The 15,651-nt window shown below is 50.2% G+C and carries 14 protein-coding genes; 5 read left to right on the top strand and 9 right to left on the bottom strand.

Going from position 1 to position 15,651, the window contains the following annotated elements; genetic code table 11:
• Positions 1-165: 165 nt before the first annotated feature.
• Positions 166-1,683, top strand: coding sequence for a glycine betaine uptake BCCT transporter (locus FZD51_RS15605; RefSeq protein ID WP_148975621.1), 1,518 nt, complete (start codon positions 166-168; stop codon positions 1,681-1,683).
• Between the two features lie 62 nt (positions 1,684-1,745).
• Here the strand turns inward: FZD51_RS15605 and FZD51_RS15600 are convergent, their stop codons facing one another.
• The 4 genes from FZD51_RS15600 to FZD51_RS15585 all read right to left on the bottom strand — a co-directional run bounded on the left by FZD51_RS15600 (position 1,746) and on the right by FZD51_RS15585 (position 5,039).
• Complete coding sequence (locus FZD51_RS15600; RefSeq protein ID WP_148975620.1) at positions 1,746-2,471, bottom strand: hypothetical protein; 726 nt, start codon at positions 2,469-2,471, stop codon at positions 1,746-1,748.
• 136 nt (positions 2,472-2,607) lie between these two features.
• Complete coding sequence (clpP, locus tag FZD51_RS15595) at positions 2,608-3,189, bottom strand: ATP-dependent Clp endopeptidase proteolytic subunit ClpP (RefSeq protein WP_009794366.1); 582 nt, start codon at positions 3,187-3,189, stop codon at positions 2,608-2,610.
• Positions 3,190-3,212: 23 nt separating this feature from the next.
• Entirely contained in the window at positions 3,213-3,893 is a 681-nt protein-coding gene (locus FZD51_RS15590; RefSeq protein ID WP_148975619.1) for a sigma-70 family RNA polymerase sigma factor, read from the bottom strand.
• Between the two features lie 246 nt (positions 3,894-4,139).
• Positions 4,140-5,039 carry an SDR family oxidoreductase gene (locus tag FZD51_RS15585; RefSeq protein ID WP_148975618.1) on the bottom strand — a complete coding sequence of 300 codons (900 nt, stop codon included), beginning with the start codon at positions 5,037-5,039 and terminating at the stop codon, positions 4,140-4,142.
• A gap of 149 nt (positions 5,040-5,188) precedes the next feature.
• On the opposite strand from FZD51_RS15585, the gene FZD51_RS15580 reads away from it, so the two are divergent.
• The 4 genes from FZD51_RS15580 to FZD51_RS15565 all read left to right on the top strand — a co-directional run bounded on the left by FZD51_RS15580 (position 5,189) and on the right by FZD51_RS15565 (position 10,723).
• Positions 5,189-6,508 carry a short-chain fatty acid transporter gene (locus FZD51_RS15580; protein WP_148975617.1) on the top strand — a complete coding sequence of 440 codons (1,320 nt, stop codon included), beginning with the start codon at positions 5,189-5,191 and terminating at the stop codon, positions 6,506-6,508.
• A 170-nt stretch (positions 6,509-6,678) separates the two neighbouring features.
• Complete coding sequence (locus FZD51_RS15575; RefSeq protein ID WP_148975616.1) at positions 6,679-7,446, top strand: MerR family transcriptional regulator; 768 nt, start codon at positions 6,679-6,681, stop codon at positions 7,444-7,446.
• Positions 7,433-9,199, top strand: coding sequence for an ABC transporter ATP-binding protein (locus FZD51_RS15570; RefSeq protein ID WP_148975615.1), 1,767 nt, complete (start codon positions 7,433-7,435; stop codon positions 9,197-9,199). The genes FZD51_RS15575 and FZD51_RS15570 overlap by 14 nt, the downstream gene beginning before the upstream one ends.
• Positions 9,200-9,406: 207 nt before the next feature.
• Positions 9,407-10,723, top strand: coding sequence for a YjiH family protein (locus tag FZD51_RS15565; RefSeq protein WP_148975775.1), 1,317 nt, complete (start codon positions 9,407-9,409; stop codon positions 10,721-10,723).
• 259 nt (positions 10,724-10,982) lie between these two features.
• Here FZD51_RS15565 and FZD51_RS15560 read toward each other — a convergent pair whose 3' ends face one another.
• The 5 genes from FZD51_RS15560 to galU form a co-directional block, all read right to left on the bottom strand.
• Positions 10,983-11,492, bottom strand: coding sequence for a hypothetical protein (locus FZD51_RS15560; RefSeq protein ID WP_420886253.1), 510 nt, complete (start codon positions 11,490-11,492; stop codon positions 10,983-10,985).
• Positions 11,493-11,518: 26 nt separating this feature from the next.
• Positions 11,519-12,631 carry a PRK06851 family protein gene (locus tag FZD51_RS15555; RefSeq protein WP_148975614.1) on the bottom strand — a complete coding sequence of 371 codons (1,113 nt, stop codon included), beginning with the start codon at positions 12,629-12,631 and terminating at the stop codon, positions 11,519-11,521.
• A 167-nt stretch (positions 12,632-12,798) separates the two neighbouring features.
• Positions 12,799-13,275 (bottom strand): Cys-tRNA(Pro) deacylase, encoded by a 477-nt coding sequence (gene ybaK, locus FZD51_RS15550; RefSeq protein WP_148975613.1) that lies wholly within the window; start codon positions 13,273-13,275, stop codon positions 12,799-12,801.
• Positions 13,276-13,410: 135 nt separating this feature from the next.
• On the bottom strand, positions 13,411-14,727 hold the full coding sequence (locus FZD51_RS15545; protein WP_148975612.1) for a UDP-glucose dehydrogenase family protein: 1,317 nt from the start codon (positions 14,725-14,727) through the stop codon (positions 13,411-13,413).
• Entirely contained in the window at positions 14,724-15,611 is an 888-nt protein-coding gene (gene galU, locus FZD51_RS15540) for a UTP--glucose-1-phosphate uridylyltransferase GalU (RefSeq protein ID WP_148975611.1), read from the bottom strand. The genes FZD51_RS15545 and galU overlap by 4 nt, the downstream gene beginning before the upstream one ends.
• Positions 15,612-15,651: the final 40 nt, after the last annotated feature.

Genomic DNA, 15,651 nt, shown 5'->3' with positions numbered 1-15,651 from the left:
TTGCTTATTTGGGTATATATGTACGTGAGGCACTCTAAAGGCTGCGAAATCCCGGCTTTCCCGCCATATATTCTTGGATATTGCCATTTTCAGCTATTGATGGCGTTTTCTCCAGTCTTTTATACATGTTAAGGTTAAATATAGAGAAAAAACAGGGGGTATTCTATGAATGAACTGCAAGATAAGTCATTAAACAGTGTTTTTTGGGTCTCTGCTTCAGTGATCCTTCTGCTTGTCCTCACAGGCGTCTTCCTGCCTGATATTTTTTCAGGGGCCGCACAGAAAGCCTTCGATTTCACCACATACGCCTTTGGCTGGTTCTACCTGCTATCGGTACTCCTCTTTGTATTATTCTGCCTATTCCTGGCGATCAGCAAATATGGCCGCATCAGGCTTGGCGGAAATGATGAAAGACCGGAATATTCCTTTTTCACATGGATCGGCATGCTCTTCAGTGCAGGATTCGGCATCGGCCTTGTCTTCTGGGGGATCGCCGAGCCGATGAGCCATTACTTTTCGCCTCCCATTGCTGATATGGAAGGGCTCACACCTGAAGCAGCAAGGACTGCCATGGGCTATTCGTTCTTCCATTGGGGCGTCAGCCAATGGTCCGTCTTCACGATTGTCGGACTTGCAGTCGGCTATTTTCAATTCCGCAAAAAGCAGGACGGGCTTGTTTCCACTACGCTCAAGCCGATCATCAGTGTTAAAAAAGAGCGGACAGGCCTCCGGAAATTCATTGATATCCTGGCTGTCATTGCCACTGTCCTTGGGGTAGCCACATCCCTAGGGCTTGGAATCCTGCAGATCAACGGCGGATTGAATGCTGCCTTCGGTATCACTAACAGTCCTTGGGTGCAGATTATCATCATCGTTGTATTGACAGCCCTTTTCCTCTTGTCTTCTACGACAGGATTGGATAAAGGAATCAAGTATTTGAGCAATCTTAACCTTTCCCTTGCTCTGATCATCATGCTTTTTGTATTCATTTTCGGACCGACTGTATTCGTCCTGAATACCTTCACACAGGGGATCGGTGATTATATAACCAATTTCATCAACTGGAGCCTGCGCCTGACCCCTTATAAAGGAGGTACATGGGTGCGCGACTGGACGATTTTCTATTGGGCATGGGCCATTGCCTGGTCCCCGTTTGTCGGTGCGTTCATCGCCCGGGTATCAAGGGGCCGGACCATCAGGGAATTTGTCGTCGGCGTACTGCTCATCCCGCCGCTGATCGCCCTTTTATGGACAGCCGTGTTTGGCGGGACCGCCCTGCACTTTGACCTGTTCCAGGGAACCAGCATTGCTGAAGCAGTCAATGCGGATGTTACCAGTGCCCTGTTTACAACATATGGTGAACTGCCATTGACATTTATTGTTTCCATCCTTTCGATTCTGCTGATATTCACGTTCCTCATCACCTCAGCGGACTCGGCAACCTATATTCTCGGCAGCATGACCTCCAAGGGCTCACTGATGCCTCCACTCGGTGTGCGTATCGTCTGGGGCATCCTGATCGGTGCGATTGCGGCTGTTCTCCTGCTCAGCAGCGGGCTCGAGGGACTGCAGACTGCCTCGCTTGTCGCAGCCCTGCCGTTCACCGTCATCCTTGTTTTTATGTGCATTTCGCTCCTCAAATCATTGAGCAAGGAACCGCTTGCGCCAAGAACAAAAAAATAAACAGCGAAACTCCCGTGTGTAAGCGGGAGTTTTCTTTTATATGGTGTCCATATTATTTTTCCCTAGTGCTTTGATATATAAGATTTCAGCTCCTGCATGTCAGTTGTACGATAAACAATCTTCTCCTGCTTAAAAACAAAATAAGAGGGAAGCTCATTCAGTTCCAGTTCGGGATATGCTTTTTGTAAATAATCCAATTCTCCAGATACGTATCCAGCGGAAAATCGATCGCCTGGTTTTTTATTGGCAAATGCAAGAGATGATGAACCGCTGGCAGAAAATCCAATGACGGTTTGAACCTCTTTATCAGGGGCCAGAAGTTCCTGATAAGAGACAATCTTTTCAGTTTTGATTCTGGTTAAATACGTTGCCCTGCCTTTATTCCATTCAGCCTTAATCACAAGAGTCACAGTTCCGGGACGGTTCGTGAAATTGTAGACAGATCCATCCTGTTTATAGATTTCTTCCTCAAGCCGCGGATCCCAGGCCGAAATGGTCATTCTATCAGGCTTTTCCGGAAAAGAGACAGCCAGATCTGAATATGGACCGACCGGCAGTGCCTCCATGCTTTCCAGGGAGTCTGATAGATTAGCTTTATTCAATGCTTTGGATGTGTCCGTCCCGTTCCATGAATAATCAAACAGAACTGCTGAAGCCTCCTTGCCATCTGCCACGATTTCAGGGAGTGGAGGCTTTTCTTCCTTATACAGTTTCCATTTATCAAAAGATAGCAATATGGCCAATAGCACTATCGCTCCAATCCCCCATTTCAAAGATTTCTTAGTCATATCCCGCCTCCTTCACCTCCCTAAATATTACCATATTTTCTTTGTTTCGTGACCTTCATCCAGATTTCCCAATATGATTTAAGATTCAATTTTTCAAAAAAAAGCAGCCCTTCCTAAAAGGCTGCCATTCCTGTTATCAGCTATGAAAGATAATAGTATCGATAATCCCGTATTCTTTCGCTTCTTCGGCGCTCATAAAATAGTCGCGGTCTGTATCCCTGGCCACTTTTTCAACAGGCTGGCCCGTTTTTTCAGAAATGATTCCGTTGATATGCTCCCGGAGCTTTAGAATGCGTTTCGCGGATATTTCAATTTCAGTTGCCTGCCCCCTGGCCCCGCCGAGCGGCTGATGGATCATGATTTCGCTGTTTGGCAGGCTGCAGCGCTTGCCTTTCGTGCCGGCGAGCAGGAGCATCGCACCGAAGGAAGCGGCCATCCCCGTGCAGATTGTCCTGACATCAGGCTTGATGTACTGCATGGTGTCATAGATCGCAAAGCCTGCCGTAGTGGAGCCTCCCGGACTGTTAATGTAGAGGGAGATATCCTTGTCAGGCGCATCTGCGGCAAGAAACAGAAGCTGGGCAATCACACTGTTTGCCACATGATCATTGATCTCTTCTCCAATCATGATGATCCTGTCCTTCAGAAGCCGTGAATAGATGTCATAGGAGCGCTCGCCCCTGCTCGACTGTTCGATTACATAAGGTATTGCCGTCATATCCAATCCTCCCTTTCTGCGGTCTACGCCGCGATAGAGAGTGTGCATTGCGGAGGAGACTGCCTGCGCTGGCAAGGCTTTGGCTCAGCATGGACAGACAGGCTTTTCAGGGACGGCAGCATGGGAAGCGCCCTTAGAAGACAGCCAGGGTCTTCTTCCTGGAGGGACTTTACCAGCAGCCTGGCAACAAAGGCAGCCTCTTCGCTCCCGGTGTCAGGATTGCCTGAGTCTGCATCTGACTGCAGCTGCCTGCGCGCCCGGCTTAAGGCCGACTTTACGGCAAATTCGGTTGTCTGCATCAGTCCTGCAATTTCCTTTGAGGTATATTGGAACCCTTCCTTAAGAGCATAAATGACTGCCTGCTTCAAGGTCAGGCATTCCAGCAGCTTTTCGGCAGCTTCACTGCTGACGTACTGCTTCTCTTCATTCCGGACGGGCTCCGGCGCCTCCTCCAGCTGCTCCTTTTTCCGTTTGCGTGCCACATCCACCCAGCAGTTATAGGCAATTTTCTTCAAAAGCGCCTGGCTGACCCGCTCAGGCTCATAGCTGCTGGCGGCACGTAGGAAAGCCTCCTGGGCCAGGTCGTCTCCATCCCAGCTGTTCCTTGCCAGAAATCGGCTATAGCGCTGAAGGGCGGGATACATCTCATCCGCCTTCTCCGCCAATCCCGGCATCTGGTCTGCCTTTTTCTGCTTCATTACCATCGCTGCTCACTCCTTTTACACATCTCTGCCCTTTAAACGGATCAGGGAGGAAGAAAAGATACGGCTATTCAAATATATTTTATGCATTTGCATGAAAGAGTTCTCTAATAGGGTATTCTTCAGGAAACCGTCCCAAACCTTCCCGTTTTACTTCCCAACTGTGAAAAACTGGCCAAGGCACAGCTCCCCAGGGGTCCTGAACAGTTCTCCACAAAAAAACCGGGCCAGCCCGCCCGGCAGCTTTCCTTATGAACTTACCATCGTCCCGCCGTTGATATGAAGCACCTGCCCGCTCATATAGCGGGAGTCGTCGGAGGCAAGGTAAACATACGCCGGCGCCAGCTCAAACGGCTGGCCGGCCCTTTTCATCGGCGTATCTGTGCCGAATTCTGATACCTTCTTCGCAGAGAAGCTGGCGGGGATGAGCGGTGTCCAGATAGGACCGGGAGCTATGGCATTCACCCGGATTCCTATTTTCTCAAGCGACAATGATAAGGACCTTGTAAAGGTTACGATCGCGCCTTTTGTCGAGGAATAGTCAATCAGATCTTTATGGCCTTCGTAGGCCGTAACGGACGTTGTATTGATGATGGAGCCCCCTGCCTTCATATGGGGAAGAACGGCTTTTGTTAAGTAGAAAAACGCGAAAATATTGGTTTCAAAGGTGTCGAAGAGCTGTTCCCTTGTGATATCGAGAATGCTTTTCTGCACAAATTGGACGCCATGGTTATTGACGAGGATATCGATCCTTCCGAAATGATGAAGCGTTTTTTCGACAATTTCCCGGGAAAAGTCCTCCCTTCTCATATCGCCGGCGATAAAAAGGCTTTCCCCGCCAAGCTCCCGTATCCTTTCCTGTGTTTCCCTGGCATCCTGATGCTCATTCAGGTAGACAATGACAACCTTGGCACCTTCCTTTACAAACGCGTAAGCCGCGGCACGGCCAATCCCGCTGTCGCCGCCGGTGATGATCGCCACCTTCCCTTTCAGTTTTCCCGACCCCCGGTAGCCGGGGTCCTCCGAAATCGGTCTTGGCACCATCTTATATTCCAGGCCGGGCTGTACATCCTGATGCTGCGGCGGGAAAGACAGCGGCTTTTCTTTGCATTCCTCTTTTTTTCCGTAATAAGGATAGACTGGATACATGCTCATCACTCCTGTTCATAGGCATATGACTATCCAGTGTATTCGGTAGATGCCCACTTGGTGAAAAGAGAAGATTAAGGAGCAAAAGAAGGAAAAATTTGAATATTACAGAAACTATATAGGTATTGCTTTTTAAAGGGGGAATTTATATGAAAGCTGTCGTTTCACTTTTTAACCGGATCATGCAGCGCTATCTGCCGGATCCATTCCTGTTTGTGGTGATCCTGACCTTCGCCGTTTTCGGCCTGGGGCTCATCTTTACAGACAGCAGCCCGTACCAGATGGTCCAATTCTGGGGAGGCGGGTTCTGGGGGCTTCTGACATTCTCGATGCAAATGGTGCTCGTGCTGGTGACCGGCCATGTGCTGGCAAGCAGCCGGATCTTTAAGAAAGGGCTTGGCTCATTGGCAGGCCTGGCTAAATCTCCAGGGCTGGCCATCATCCTTGTCACCGTCATCTCGATGCTCGCGAGCTTGATCAACTGGGGCTTCGGCCTTGTGATCGGTGCTCTTTTTGCCAAAGAGCTGGCTAAAAAGGTTAGTAATGTAGATTACCGGCTTCTGATTGCAAGCGCATACACCGGCTTTATCGTCTGGCATGGAGGCATTTCGGGTTCGATTCCGCTGACGATTGCAACAGCCGGGCATTTCTCGGAGGATCTCATTGGCATCATCCCGACAGACCAGACCATTTTTGCTTTTTTTAATATTGCTATTATCTTAGGCATTTTCGTCATTATGCCGATTGTGAACAGAATGATGATGCCTTCCAGGGAAGACACTGTCGCGGTTGACCCTGCCCTGCTTGAGGAGGACCAGCCGGCCGCTGCCATTGAACAGGCTGCCCTGACACCGGCGGACCGTCTTGAGAACAGCAAGATCCTTTCCATGCTGATCGGCATTTTTGGGCTTGTGTTCTTATTCTATTATTTTGCCACAAACGGATTCAAGCTCAATCTTGATATCGTAAACTTCCTGTTCCTGTTCCTGGGCATCCTGTTCCACGGGACTCCAAAGCAGTTCCTGAATGCGACGGTCAATGCCGTGAAAGGAGCCAGCGGCATCATCATCCAGTTCCCGTTCTATGCCGGGATCATGGGAATGATGACCACATCCGGGCTTGCGGCTGTGATGTCAGAGGCATTCGTATCCATTTCCAATGACTTCACCTTTCCATTCTTCGCTTTCCTTTCCGCCGGCCTGGTCAATTTCTTTGTCCCGTCAGGAGGCGGCCAGTGGGCCGTACAGGCGCCGGTCATGCTTGAGGCGGCACAGACGCTCGGTGTCTCGATACCAAAGACAGCCATGGCAGTCGCCTGGGGCGATGCGTGGACCAATCTGATCCAGCCATTCTGGGCACTTCCCGCCCTTGCCATTGCCGGACTGAAGGCCAAGGATATCATGGGCTACTGTGTGCTCGCTTTATTTGTAAGCGGTATCATTATCTCGCTTGGAATGCTGTTTCTATAAGACTTCCGAAAACCCGCTCCGGCGGGTTTTTTCATGCGGCCGTTTCCTGCTTATGTCCGGGGCAGCAGCTTGGCTATAATAGACTTAAATAAAGTTTTTATAAAACAGCTTGCATCTCACGCTGCGTGAGGTTTTAAGATAAAGACAGATAGATTAAGGGAGATGAAGAGATGGCTGGCAAATACTCAATCGGTCAATTTTCAAAGAAAACCGGCACTACAATCAGGACACTCCATTATTATGATGAAATCGGCCTCCTGGAGCCAACCAAAATAACAGATTCAGGGCGCCGCTATTATTCCGACCCTGATTTCACCGTGCTGCAGCGGATTGTGACACTGAAATACCTCGGCTATTCCCTAGAGCAGATCAAAGGGATGCTACAGAATGAAAAATGGAGCCTGAAGGATTCCCTTGCCTTTCAAAGAGCGGAGATGATCCGTAAGAAGGAAGAAGTCGAAGGGGTCATCCGGGCTTTGGACCGGGCGCTCTATGTGATGGAGGGTCAAGGCGAGGTGGATGCAGGCGTCTTTATTTCGCTCATCAATACCATCCACCGGGAGGATGAACAGAAAGAATGGCTGAAGAGCTTCCTCCCGGAGGAAAGAGTAGATTCGATTTACGCCATTCCCGAGGAGAAACAGCGGGAATATGAAAGCAGATGGGTTTCCATTTCAATGGGCTTGAAGGAGCTTGCGGGTACAGACCCTGCAAGCGGGAAAGTTCAGGCTTTAATTGAGGCCATGATGGAGATAGTCGATGAAATCTCGGGAAATGATCCTTCGCTTCTGAAAGAAATCAGTTCGGTGGATTTGAGTGATGATGATGACGGCGGCCTTTTCCATGTTCCCTTCTCCCCTGAAGAGGAAGAATGGCTTGCATCTGCACTCGGTCTTTATCTGGAGCAGAAAGGAATGAATTTTAATGACGAAAAATGAGGAGCCTGCAATCAAAAAAGGCAGCTGGAAAGCATTCTGGAGTCTGCTGAAGGACTCCAAGCCCCCGCGCTGGATCCTGCTGTCGGCCATCATTCTCAGCATCCTGGAAACCGGTGCCGGGCTGATCGTCCCCCTTTTCACCAAGTCGATGGTCGACCAGCTGGCTGCCTCATCTTTGGAGGTGAGCGTCATACTGCTTCTGGCAGGTGCCTTCCTCATTCAAACTGTCTCCTCCGGCTTTTCCTACTATTTCCTCAGCTATATCGGGGAAGCTGTTGTCGCATCCATCAGGAGGAAGCTTTGGGGGCAGATTCTCCACCTGCCGGTCCCTTTCTTTGACCAGCAGCAGTCAGGTGAAACGATGAGCCGGGTCACACAGGATACAAATATTGTGAAGAACCTCATTACCCAGCATTTGATTTCATTTCTGACCGGGATCATTTCCATCATCGGTTCCGTGATCATCCTTATGCTGATCGACTGGAAGATGACTCTTGTGATGATCATTGCCGTCCCGCTGGCCATCGCTATGATCATGCCGCTCGGGCAGAAGATGTATAAGATTTCAAGGGCGACCCAGGATGAAATGGCGAGTTTTTCCGGCAATCTCGGACGGGTCCTTGCCGATATCCGCCTCGTCAAAGCCTATCATGCTGAAAAAGCAGAGCAGGAGAGCGGTGACAAGGGAATACGCCACCTATTCCACTTCGGACTGAGGGAAGCGAAAATCCAGGCAGTCATTTCCCCTTTCATGACTTTCATCATGATGTTTGTGCTTGTCATCCTGATCGGCTATGGCGGCGTCCGCGTTGCTTCAGGCGCCCTGTCAGCCGGCTCGCTTGTCGCGATCATCATTTATATGTTCCAGATTGTCGTCCCTTTCAGCCAGATGGCCTCCTTCTTTACAGCGTTCCAGAAGGCTGTCGGGGCAACAGAAAGGATCCAGCATATATTTGACACAGAAAAGGAAGTCGATAAAGGCACAGAGGCTGTAGACAACCCCAGCCAGGATATTACTTTTGAGAAGGTGGGCTTCGCCTACAAAGAGAAGGAGATCCTTGGCGGGGCATCACTGACTGTACCTGCCGGAAAGACGACGGCCATCGTCGGCCCGAGCGGAGGCGGAAAGACCACCCTGTTCGCCCTGCTGGAGCGCTTCTACCTCCCGCAGACAGGCAGGATCCTGCTCGGCGGTCAGGACATCAGCTCCTTCAGCCTCCATGCATGGCGGTCAGCCATCGGCTATGTTTCACAGGAAAGCCCGATCATGTCAGGCACCATCCGCGATAATATTGCCTATGGAATGGAGCGGCAGGTACTGGATGAGGAGATTGAAAGAGCTGCGGAGCTCGCCAATGCTTCGGAATTCATCGATGCCCTGCCTGATGGTTTCGATACACAGGTCGGTGAGCGCGGCATCAAGCTTTCCGGCGGCCAAAGGCAGCGGATTGCCATTGCCCGCGCGCTGATCCGCAATCCCCGCATCCTGCTGCTTGATGAAGCCACATCCAATCTGGACAGCACATCAGAGCATCTTGTCCAGAAAGCGCTGGAGCATCTGATGGAAGGCCGCACCACCCTTGTGATTGCCCACAGGCTCTCCACCGTCGTGGATGCCGATCAGATTGCCGTACTGGAAAACGGGAGCATTACCGGGACCGGCACTCACAAGGAGCTGTATGAAAAACATTCTTTATACAGGGAGCTCGCAGAGCAGCAGCTGTCAGACCGCTCTGCCGCCTCAGGAGGCTGACTTTTCAGGTCAGTCTCTTTCTTTATAAATATATTTCTTTGGGAAAAAGGTTTAAAAACAAGGGAATCCGTGGAATTTAAGACAAGTGGGTTGGCAATTCATACAGGATGAATTAAAATAACCTTTGTCTTATAAATATAAATTGTATTAAGGGTGAATGTTTTGATAGAATCTGCAGCGAGGAAAAAAGCATCAGGAAAAAGTTTTATGCTCTTCCTCATTCCTTCATTAATCGGCATCAGTTTATTTATGCTTCCTATTTCTTATAAAGGCGAAGTGACCATCCCTATCGCCATCTTATCGGGCCATGTCCAGGACCTTCTGGCAGCCTATCTGCCGGCCATCATGACCGTGATCATTTTTCTGACATTTGCAGGCACACTGCTGGCAAAGCTTGTAAAGCCCGCCTTCATCCGCAGAAGCGCGTTTTTTACTGCCCTGTTCGATGTTCCGGCGATCTGGTTTGCCGCGAGAGTGCTCGGCGCCATCTTTGCTTTAATGACTTTTTACCAGATCGGCCCTGAATGGGTTTGGTCTGAAGATACAGGAGGGCTTCTGCTCTACGATCTCCTTCCGGTCTTATTTTCAGTATTTTTATTCGCTGGATTATTTCTGCCGCTGCTTTTGAACTTTGGGCTGCTCGAGCTTTTCGGCTCCCTCCTGACGAAAGTGATGAGGCCCTTGTTCAGGCTGCCGGGCCGCTCTTCGGTTGACTGTGCGGCATCCTGGCTCGGCGATGGCACAATCGGTGTCCTTTTGACGAGCAAGCAGTATGAAGAAGGCTTTTATACAAAAAGGGAAGCGGCCGTCATCGGCACAACCTTCTCTGTTGTTTCGATCACCTTCAGCCTTGTTGTTATCTCCCAGGTGGATTTGGGGAGCTATTTTGTTCCATTCTATCTGACCGTCCTCATAGCCGGGATTGTGGCAGCCCTTATCTGTCCGAGAATCCCGCCCTTGTCGACCAAACCTGACACCTATGTTACAGAGGATGCTCCCCAGCTTGATGAAACCATTCCGGAAGGCTATACACCTCTTAGCTGGGGTATAGCACAGGCAACAGCCAAAGCGGCAACAAACCGCGGCATCAAGCAATTCTTTGAGCAGGGTGCGAAAAACATCCTCGATATGTGGATGGGTGTGGCGCCGATCGTCATGGCACTCGGGACATTGGCGCTGATTGTGGCGGAATTCACGCCAATCTTTAAGATTGCAGGCATGCCTTTCATACCGCTCCTGGAGCTTATGCAGGTGCCTGAGGCGAAAGCAGCTTCAGAGACGCTTGTAGTCGGTTTTGCGGATATGTTCCTGCCTTCTGTCATCGGAAGCGGGATTGAGAGCGAGATTACCCGCTTTATCGTTGCCTGTACATCTGTTACACAGCTGATTTATATGTCAGAAGTCGGCGGACTCCTGCTTGGAAGCAAGATCCCTGTCTCCCTGAAAGACCTGATCATCATTTTCCTTGAACGGACGATCATTACCCTGCCGGTCATCGTGCTGGCAGCACATCTTATTTTTTAACGAAAGAAGACCCCTTCAGATGGCTGAAGGGGTCTCTTTTATTTGATCAGATAGTATATCTTTTAGCTTTGAATGCTGTCTAGCAGCTGCGCCTGCCCCCCTCTAGGTCACAAGCCAATCCTGCCAAAAAGGCAAAGAATGCCTTTACGCCAGGATCATCTTGAGGCCCCCAGGAAGCTGGTCATGCAGACGCTGCCACGGACGTGGCGTTCTTAGTCTGCGTTCCTTTAGGGTGACCAAGGCGCTTGCGCATTTCTTATCAGGTGCAGCGGAAGGAGCGGATCCGGCTGGTATCTGTGCCGTAATACTCCCAGCGGAATCCTCTCCACCTCCAGCCGGCTACAGAAGTCCTGCCGACGAATGTTGGATAGAACCAGAAGCTTCTGCCGTTATTCAGCCATAAATAGGTGAAGCGGTATAAGCAGCCTCTGATGGCGCCGGGATCGACGGCAAAGACGGAGGCAGACTGTGTCTGGAGTTCAGGCGTAAAGGATGGAGGCGGGCTGCTTGGCGGTCCTCCGGCCTGCCCCTGGGCTTCTCCTCCGCCAGGGAATCCTGGCTGGCCTCCTCCACCTGGGAACCCGGGCTGGCCTCCGCCTCCCGGAAAGCCTGGCTGGCCAGGGAATGGCGTCCCTCCTGGAAAACCTGGAGGAAATGGAATGCCCGGCTGGCCCCCGCCCCCTGGGAATACATTAAATCTCGCCGGCAGCTGCTGCGAGTCTGCCTGAGGCAAAGGAAAGTACTGTCCTTGATAAGGGTAATAATTCAATGAGTCGTTCCCCTTTCTGCTTTCAGTTAATCTGCATATGTCGGATGGGGAGTTTCAACACGGAGAATCTTCTCCTCTATCCTGTCGCGGATCGTGTCCACAATTGTGTAATCCATGGCTTCTGAATAAATCTTCTCCAATTCATCATTCAGCCGCTTGGCGTCTGCCAGACAGCCTGTTGCCTCTGTCATCTTGGCTTTATATTTAGCGGCGATTTCTTTGATTTCATCAGCAAAAATTTCATCCGTTCCAGGGGCGATCAGCTGTTCATACATATCAATGATCTCATCACCATCCCTGCTCGGGAAATATTCATGAGGGGCCGTACTGTCGAATATCGCAAGGCCAAGCTCACGGATAATCAGCATATCAAGGCTATTGGGATCAAATCCGCAATGATAGACCTCAATATCAAAGCCGCGCTCTTCTGCCTCGGCAGCCAGCTTTTTCAAAAGCGTTGACTTGCCTGAGCCGGGACGGCCTTTGATGAAGTAACGCTTATGGATATCAAGAGTCAGGTTCGGGATGCAGTCTACCGCTCCATTCGGTGTAGCAGCACCCAAAAATCTATGCTTGACGGAAGAGATCTTATTCAGGGTCATTTTTCCGAAAAATACCTGTATCAGCTTTGAAGTAAGCTGGTTCGCTTTCTCAAAGTCCATGCTGTCGATATAGAATTTCTCCCAGTCATCATGTATTTTCAGCGCCTCTGCAAAGTTGCTGTATGCCTGTTTATAGAAGGATTCGATCTTACTGTTGAGCCTGAGTATTTTCCCTTTCTGGGTGGCCAGCTGGGCAGAATCCCACGCTTCCCCCAGGTTGACATATTCTTCTATGGCCCCCGGCGCTTTCGGTTCAATCACCTGCGGCGCAGTGCCATCTACTATTCCGATTTTCAAAGCTGGGATGATCACACCGCTGACAGAGTCATTGTCCGATGGACTGTGGATGAGCTCAATGTTAAAGCCTTTATCAAGCCATTTAGAGCCGATTCCTTTCATGAGTGTCGATTTCCCGGTACCTGGTCCGCCCTTAAGTATAAATAAACGCGATAAATCCTGAAGATTGGATTCATATAGACTGTGAAAGCCTCTTGCGGTATTGCCGCCTGCAAAATAGTCGATAATTTTTCCTGCCACATTCACACATCCTTTTTCAGTTGATTGCTGAATAGTCCTGCCTCTTTACTGTATGCCGGGACATCATGATGGGTGAACGCCCAGGTGCAGAAATTTCCCTGTGGAGGATGTACTTTTTTTAGGGACAAAATACAAAGCCCCTATCGTGCAGAGGCTTTTGGATATTGCTATTCTTTTGCAAAGTCCTTCCATTCGGCTTTAATCAATTCCTTCAGCCTCTCAGGAGCCAGCTCGATTTGGAGGCCGATCTTCCCGCCGCTGACGATGATGCTTTCAAGCTCCTCCCCCTGTGAATCGATAAAGGTCGGATACAGCTTTTTCATGCCGACTGGCGAGCAGCCGCCGCGGATATAGCCGGTAAGCTTTTGAATGTCCTTCACAGGAATCATCTCCACCTTTTTCTCCCCAGCCGCCTTCGCAGCTTTTTTGAGGTCCAGCTCAGCTTCCACCGGAATAATAAAAACATAGACATTCCTGCCGGCCTGGGCAACCAGTGTTTTATAGACCTGTTCCGGGTCCCTGCCGATTTTCCCGGCAACCGAAACGCCGTCAATCTTGCCGTCTTTGCTGTCATAGGATAATGAATTGTACTCCAGCCTTGCTGCATCCAGCAGCCTCATTGCATTCGTTTTTCCCTGCGCCATTGCTTATGTCCCTCCTGGCGTTTTTCCTTTATAGTAGCATTTCCAATGGGTTCCAGGCACCTGTGAAACAGAAAAAGCCTTCCCGCTGGGGGAAGGGTCTTTTCGAAACTGGTCTAGTGGTGGTATAGGTGCCTGTCACCAGAATACTGCACTTCTGGCCGGGCATTCGGGACGGCCGATGGAGATGTAGCGGATATTGGCGGATTCTGCTTCCTGAAGTGTATAACAGTTCCTTCCGTCCAGGACGAGGGGATCTCTCATGAATTCTTTGTAGGCGCTGAGCGGGAAGCGGCAAATTTCAGCCCATTCGGTAGTGATGAAAGCCAGATCTTTTCCATGGATCGCCTCATGAATGGATGCCGCGAAATGAACACTGTCAGGCAGGACCTCCATAGCCCTGCTGGATGCTATTGGATCATAGACCGAGACGCTGGCGCCTTCCTCCACAAGATCCCGGATCAGTTCAATGGAAGGAGCTTCACGGATATCGTCAGTATTCGGTTTAAAGGCCAGCCCTAATACAGCTGCATTCTTACCGGCCAGAGGCATGATGCTCTTAGCTTTTTGCAGCAGCACTTTCTTTTGTATCGCATTGACTTCCATGAGTGCTTTCAGGATCCGAAATTCATATTGATGTTCCTCAGCCATCCTGCCCAGCGCTTTTGTATCCTTTGGGAAACAGGATCCCCCAAATCCGGCTCCTGCCTGGAGAAACCGGCTGCCTATGCGCTTATCCAGCCCCATTCCCGCTGCCACATCATCAATATTAGCCCCCAATCTTTCGCACAAGTGAGCCATTTCATTAATAAAGCTGATTTTGGCTGCCAGGAAGGCATTTGAAGCATATTTGGCCAGCTCCGCACTTTTGGCATCCATATGGACAATAGGCACGGAAAATGGTGCATAGACTTCTTCAACAGTTCTTGCTGCCTTCAGGCTGTCTGATCCGATGATGATTCGATCGGCCTGGAAGGTATCCCTGATTCCTGATCCTTCACGCAGGAATTCAGGATTCGAGACCATATGGACCGGGATGGAGAGATTCTGTTTAAAAAAAGCCCGGAGCTTTTCATTGGTCCCGGACGGAACTGTACTTTTGATGGCAATGACCGTCTCATGTCCAAGTTTATTGGCAATCACCCCGCACGCACTGTAGATAAAACTAAGGTCTGCAGAGCCATCCTCTTTTTCAGGTGTTCCGACTGCAAGAAAGATGCATTCAGGATTTCTATAGGCAATCTCCGGATCAGAAGTGAAGGCAAGCTTTCCTTCTTTCATATTCCGGTCAAGCATTGCCTCCAGTCCAGGTTCATAGATTAAAGGAACCCCGGCCGAGAGTGCAGCAGTTTTCTTTTCATCATGGTCATAGCAAATGACCTTATGCCCTTTCTCCGCAAGGCAGACACCTGTCACCAGCCCCACATACCCTGTTCCGGCTATGGTTATATTCATAGAGCGGCTCCCTGCCGGTTCAACAGCATCTTTTCAAGGTAAACAATCAGATCTGTCCTTATGTCAGCCTGCAGCATAGCCATCTCAATGTTCGCTTTTAAAAATCCCATCCTGTCGCCGATATCATAGCAGCTGCCTGACAGCACCACTCCATACACAGGTGTGGTCCCTGCTAAAAACCGGATAGCGTCTGTCAGCTGGACTTCCTTATTGGCACCCGGCGGGAGAGTTTCCAGGATAGAGAATATTTCGGGCGGGAGAATATAGCGCCCCATTAAGGCATAGCTGGAAGGCTCCAGCCCTTTGGGAGGTTTTTCCACAAGGCTTTTGAGCTTCATGAGCTGCCTGTCGATAAATTTTTCCGGTTCCACTACTCCGTATTTGCATAGTTCTTCCGCAGCGACCTCCTGTACGCCTACTACAGTGCCCCCATATTGCTGGCGGGCCTGCAGCAGTTCTGACAGGCAAGGGCGTTCCCCCTGGACCACATCATCTCCCAGTATAACGGCAAAGGGTTCATCACCTATATAGCTGCGCGCGCAATAGATCGCATCTCCCAGCCCTTTAGGCTCTTTCTGCCTGACATAATGGATGTTGGCGAGGTTCGAGACAGCCTCAACCGCCTCCAGAAACTCATGCCTGTTCTGTTTGGCCAGCGTTTCTTCAAGCTCATAGGATTTATCAAAATGATCCTCGATCGCCCTTTTTCCGCGCCCGCTGATAATGATGATATCTTCGATCCCCGAGGCAGCCGCCTCCTCGACAATATATTGGATGGCAGGCTTGCCGGCGATCGGCAGCATTTCTTTAGGCTGGGCTTTTGTTGCCGGCAGGAATCTGGTCCCCAGACCGGCTGCTGGAATGATGGCTTTGCGAACGTACATGATTTACCCCCTCGAATGATATTGGTGCTTCTTTCCACTA

The organism is Bacillus infantis (assembly GCF_008180445.1).
GTDB classification, from domain to species: Bacteria; Bacillota; Bacilli; order Bacillales; family Cytobacillaceae; genus Bacillus_AB; species Bacillus_AB infantis_B.
Note: the sequence above shows the minus strand (reverse complement) of the source record. Positions and strands in the feature narration are given on the sequence as shown.

Bases quoted from the DNA above. Each gene is read 5' to 3' on its own strand.
- FZD51_RS15605 (WP_148975621.1), top strand. From the start codon at position 166: ATGAATGAACTGCAAGATAAGTCATTAAACAGTGTTTTTTGGGTCTCT.
- FZD51_RS15600 (WP_148975620.1), bottom strand. From the start codon at position 2,471: ATGACTAAGAAATCTTTGAAATGGGGGATTGGAGCGATAGTGCTATTG.
- clpP (WP_009794366.1), bottom strand. From the start codon at position 3,189: ATGACGGCAATACCTTATGTAATCGAACAGTCGAGCAGGGGCGAGCGC.
- FZD51_RS15590 (WP_148975619.1), bottom strand. From the start codon at position 3,893: ATGGTAATGAAGCAGAAAAAGGCAGACCAGATGCCGGGATTGGCGGAG.
- FZD51_RS15585 (WP_148975618.1), bottom strand. From the start codon at position 5,039: ATGTATCCAGTCTATCCTTATTACGGAAAAAAAGAGGAATGCAAAGAA.
- FZD51_RS15580 (WP_148975617.1), top strand. From the start codon at position 5,189: ATGAAAGCTGTCGTTTCACTTTTTAACCGGATCATGCAGCGCTATCTG.
- FZD51_RS15575 (WP_148975616.1), top strand. From the start codon at position 6,679: ATGGCTGGCAAATACTCAATCGGTCAATTTTCAAAGAAAACCGGCACT.
- FZD51_RS15570 (WP_148975615.1), top strand. From the start codon at position 7,433: ATGACGAAAAATGAGGAGCCTGCAATCAAAAAAGGCAGCTGGAAAGCA.
- FZD51_RS15565 (WP_148975775.1), top strand. From the start codon at position 9,407: ATGCTCTTCCTCATTCCTTCATTAATCGGCATCAGTTTATTTATGCTT.
- ybaK (WP_148975613.1), bottom strand. From the start codon at position 13,275: ATGGCGCAGGGAAAAACGAATGCAATGAGGCTGCTGGATGCAGCAAGG.
- FZD51_RS15545 (WP_148975612.1), bottom strand. From the start codon at position 14,727: ATGAATATAACCATAGCCGGAACAGGGTATGTGGGGCTGGTGACAGGT.
- galU (WP_148975611.1), bottom strand. From the start codon at position 15,611: ATGTACGTTCGCAAAGCCATCATTCCAGCAGCCGGTCTGGGGACCAGA.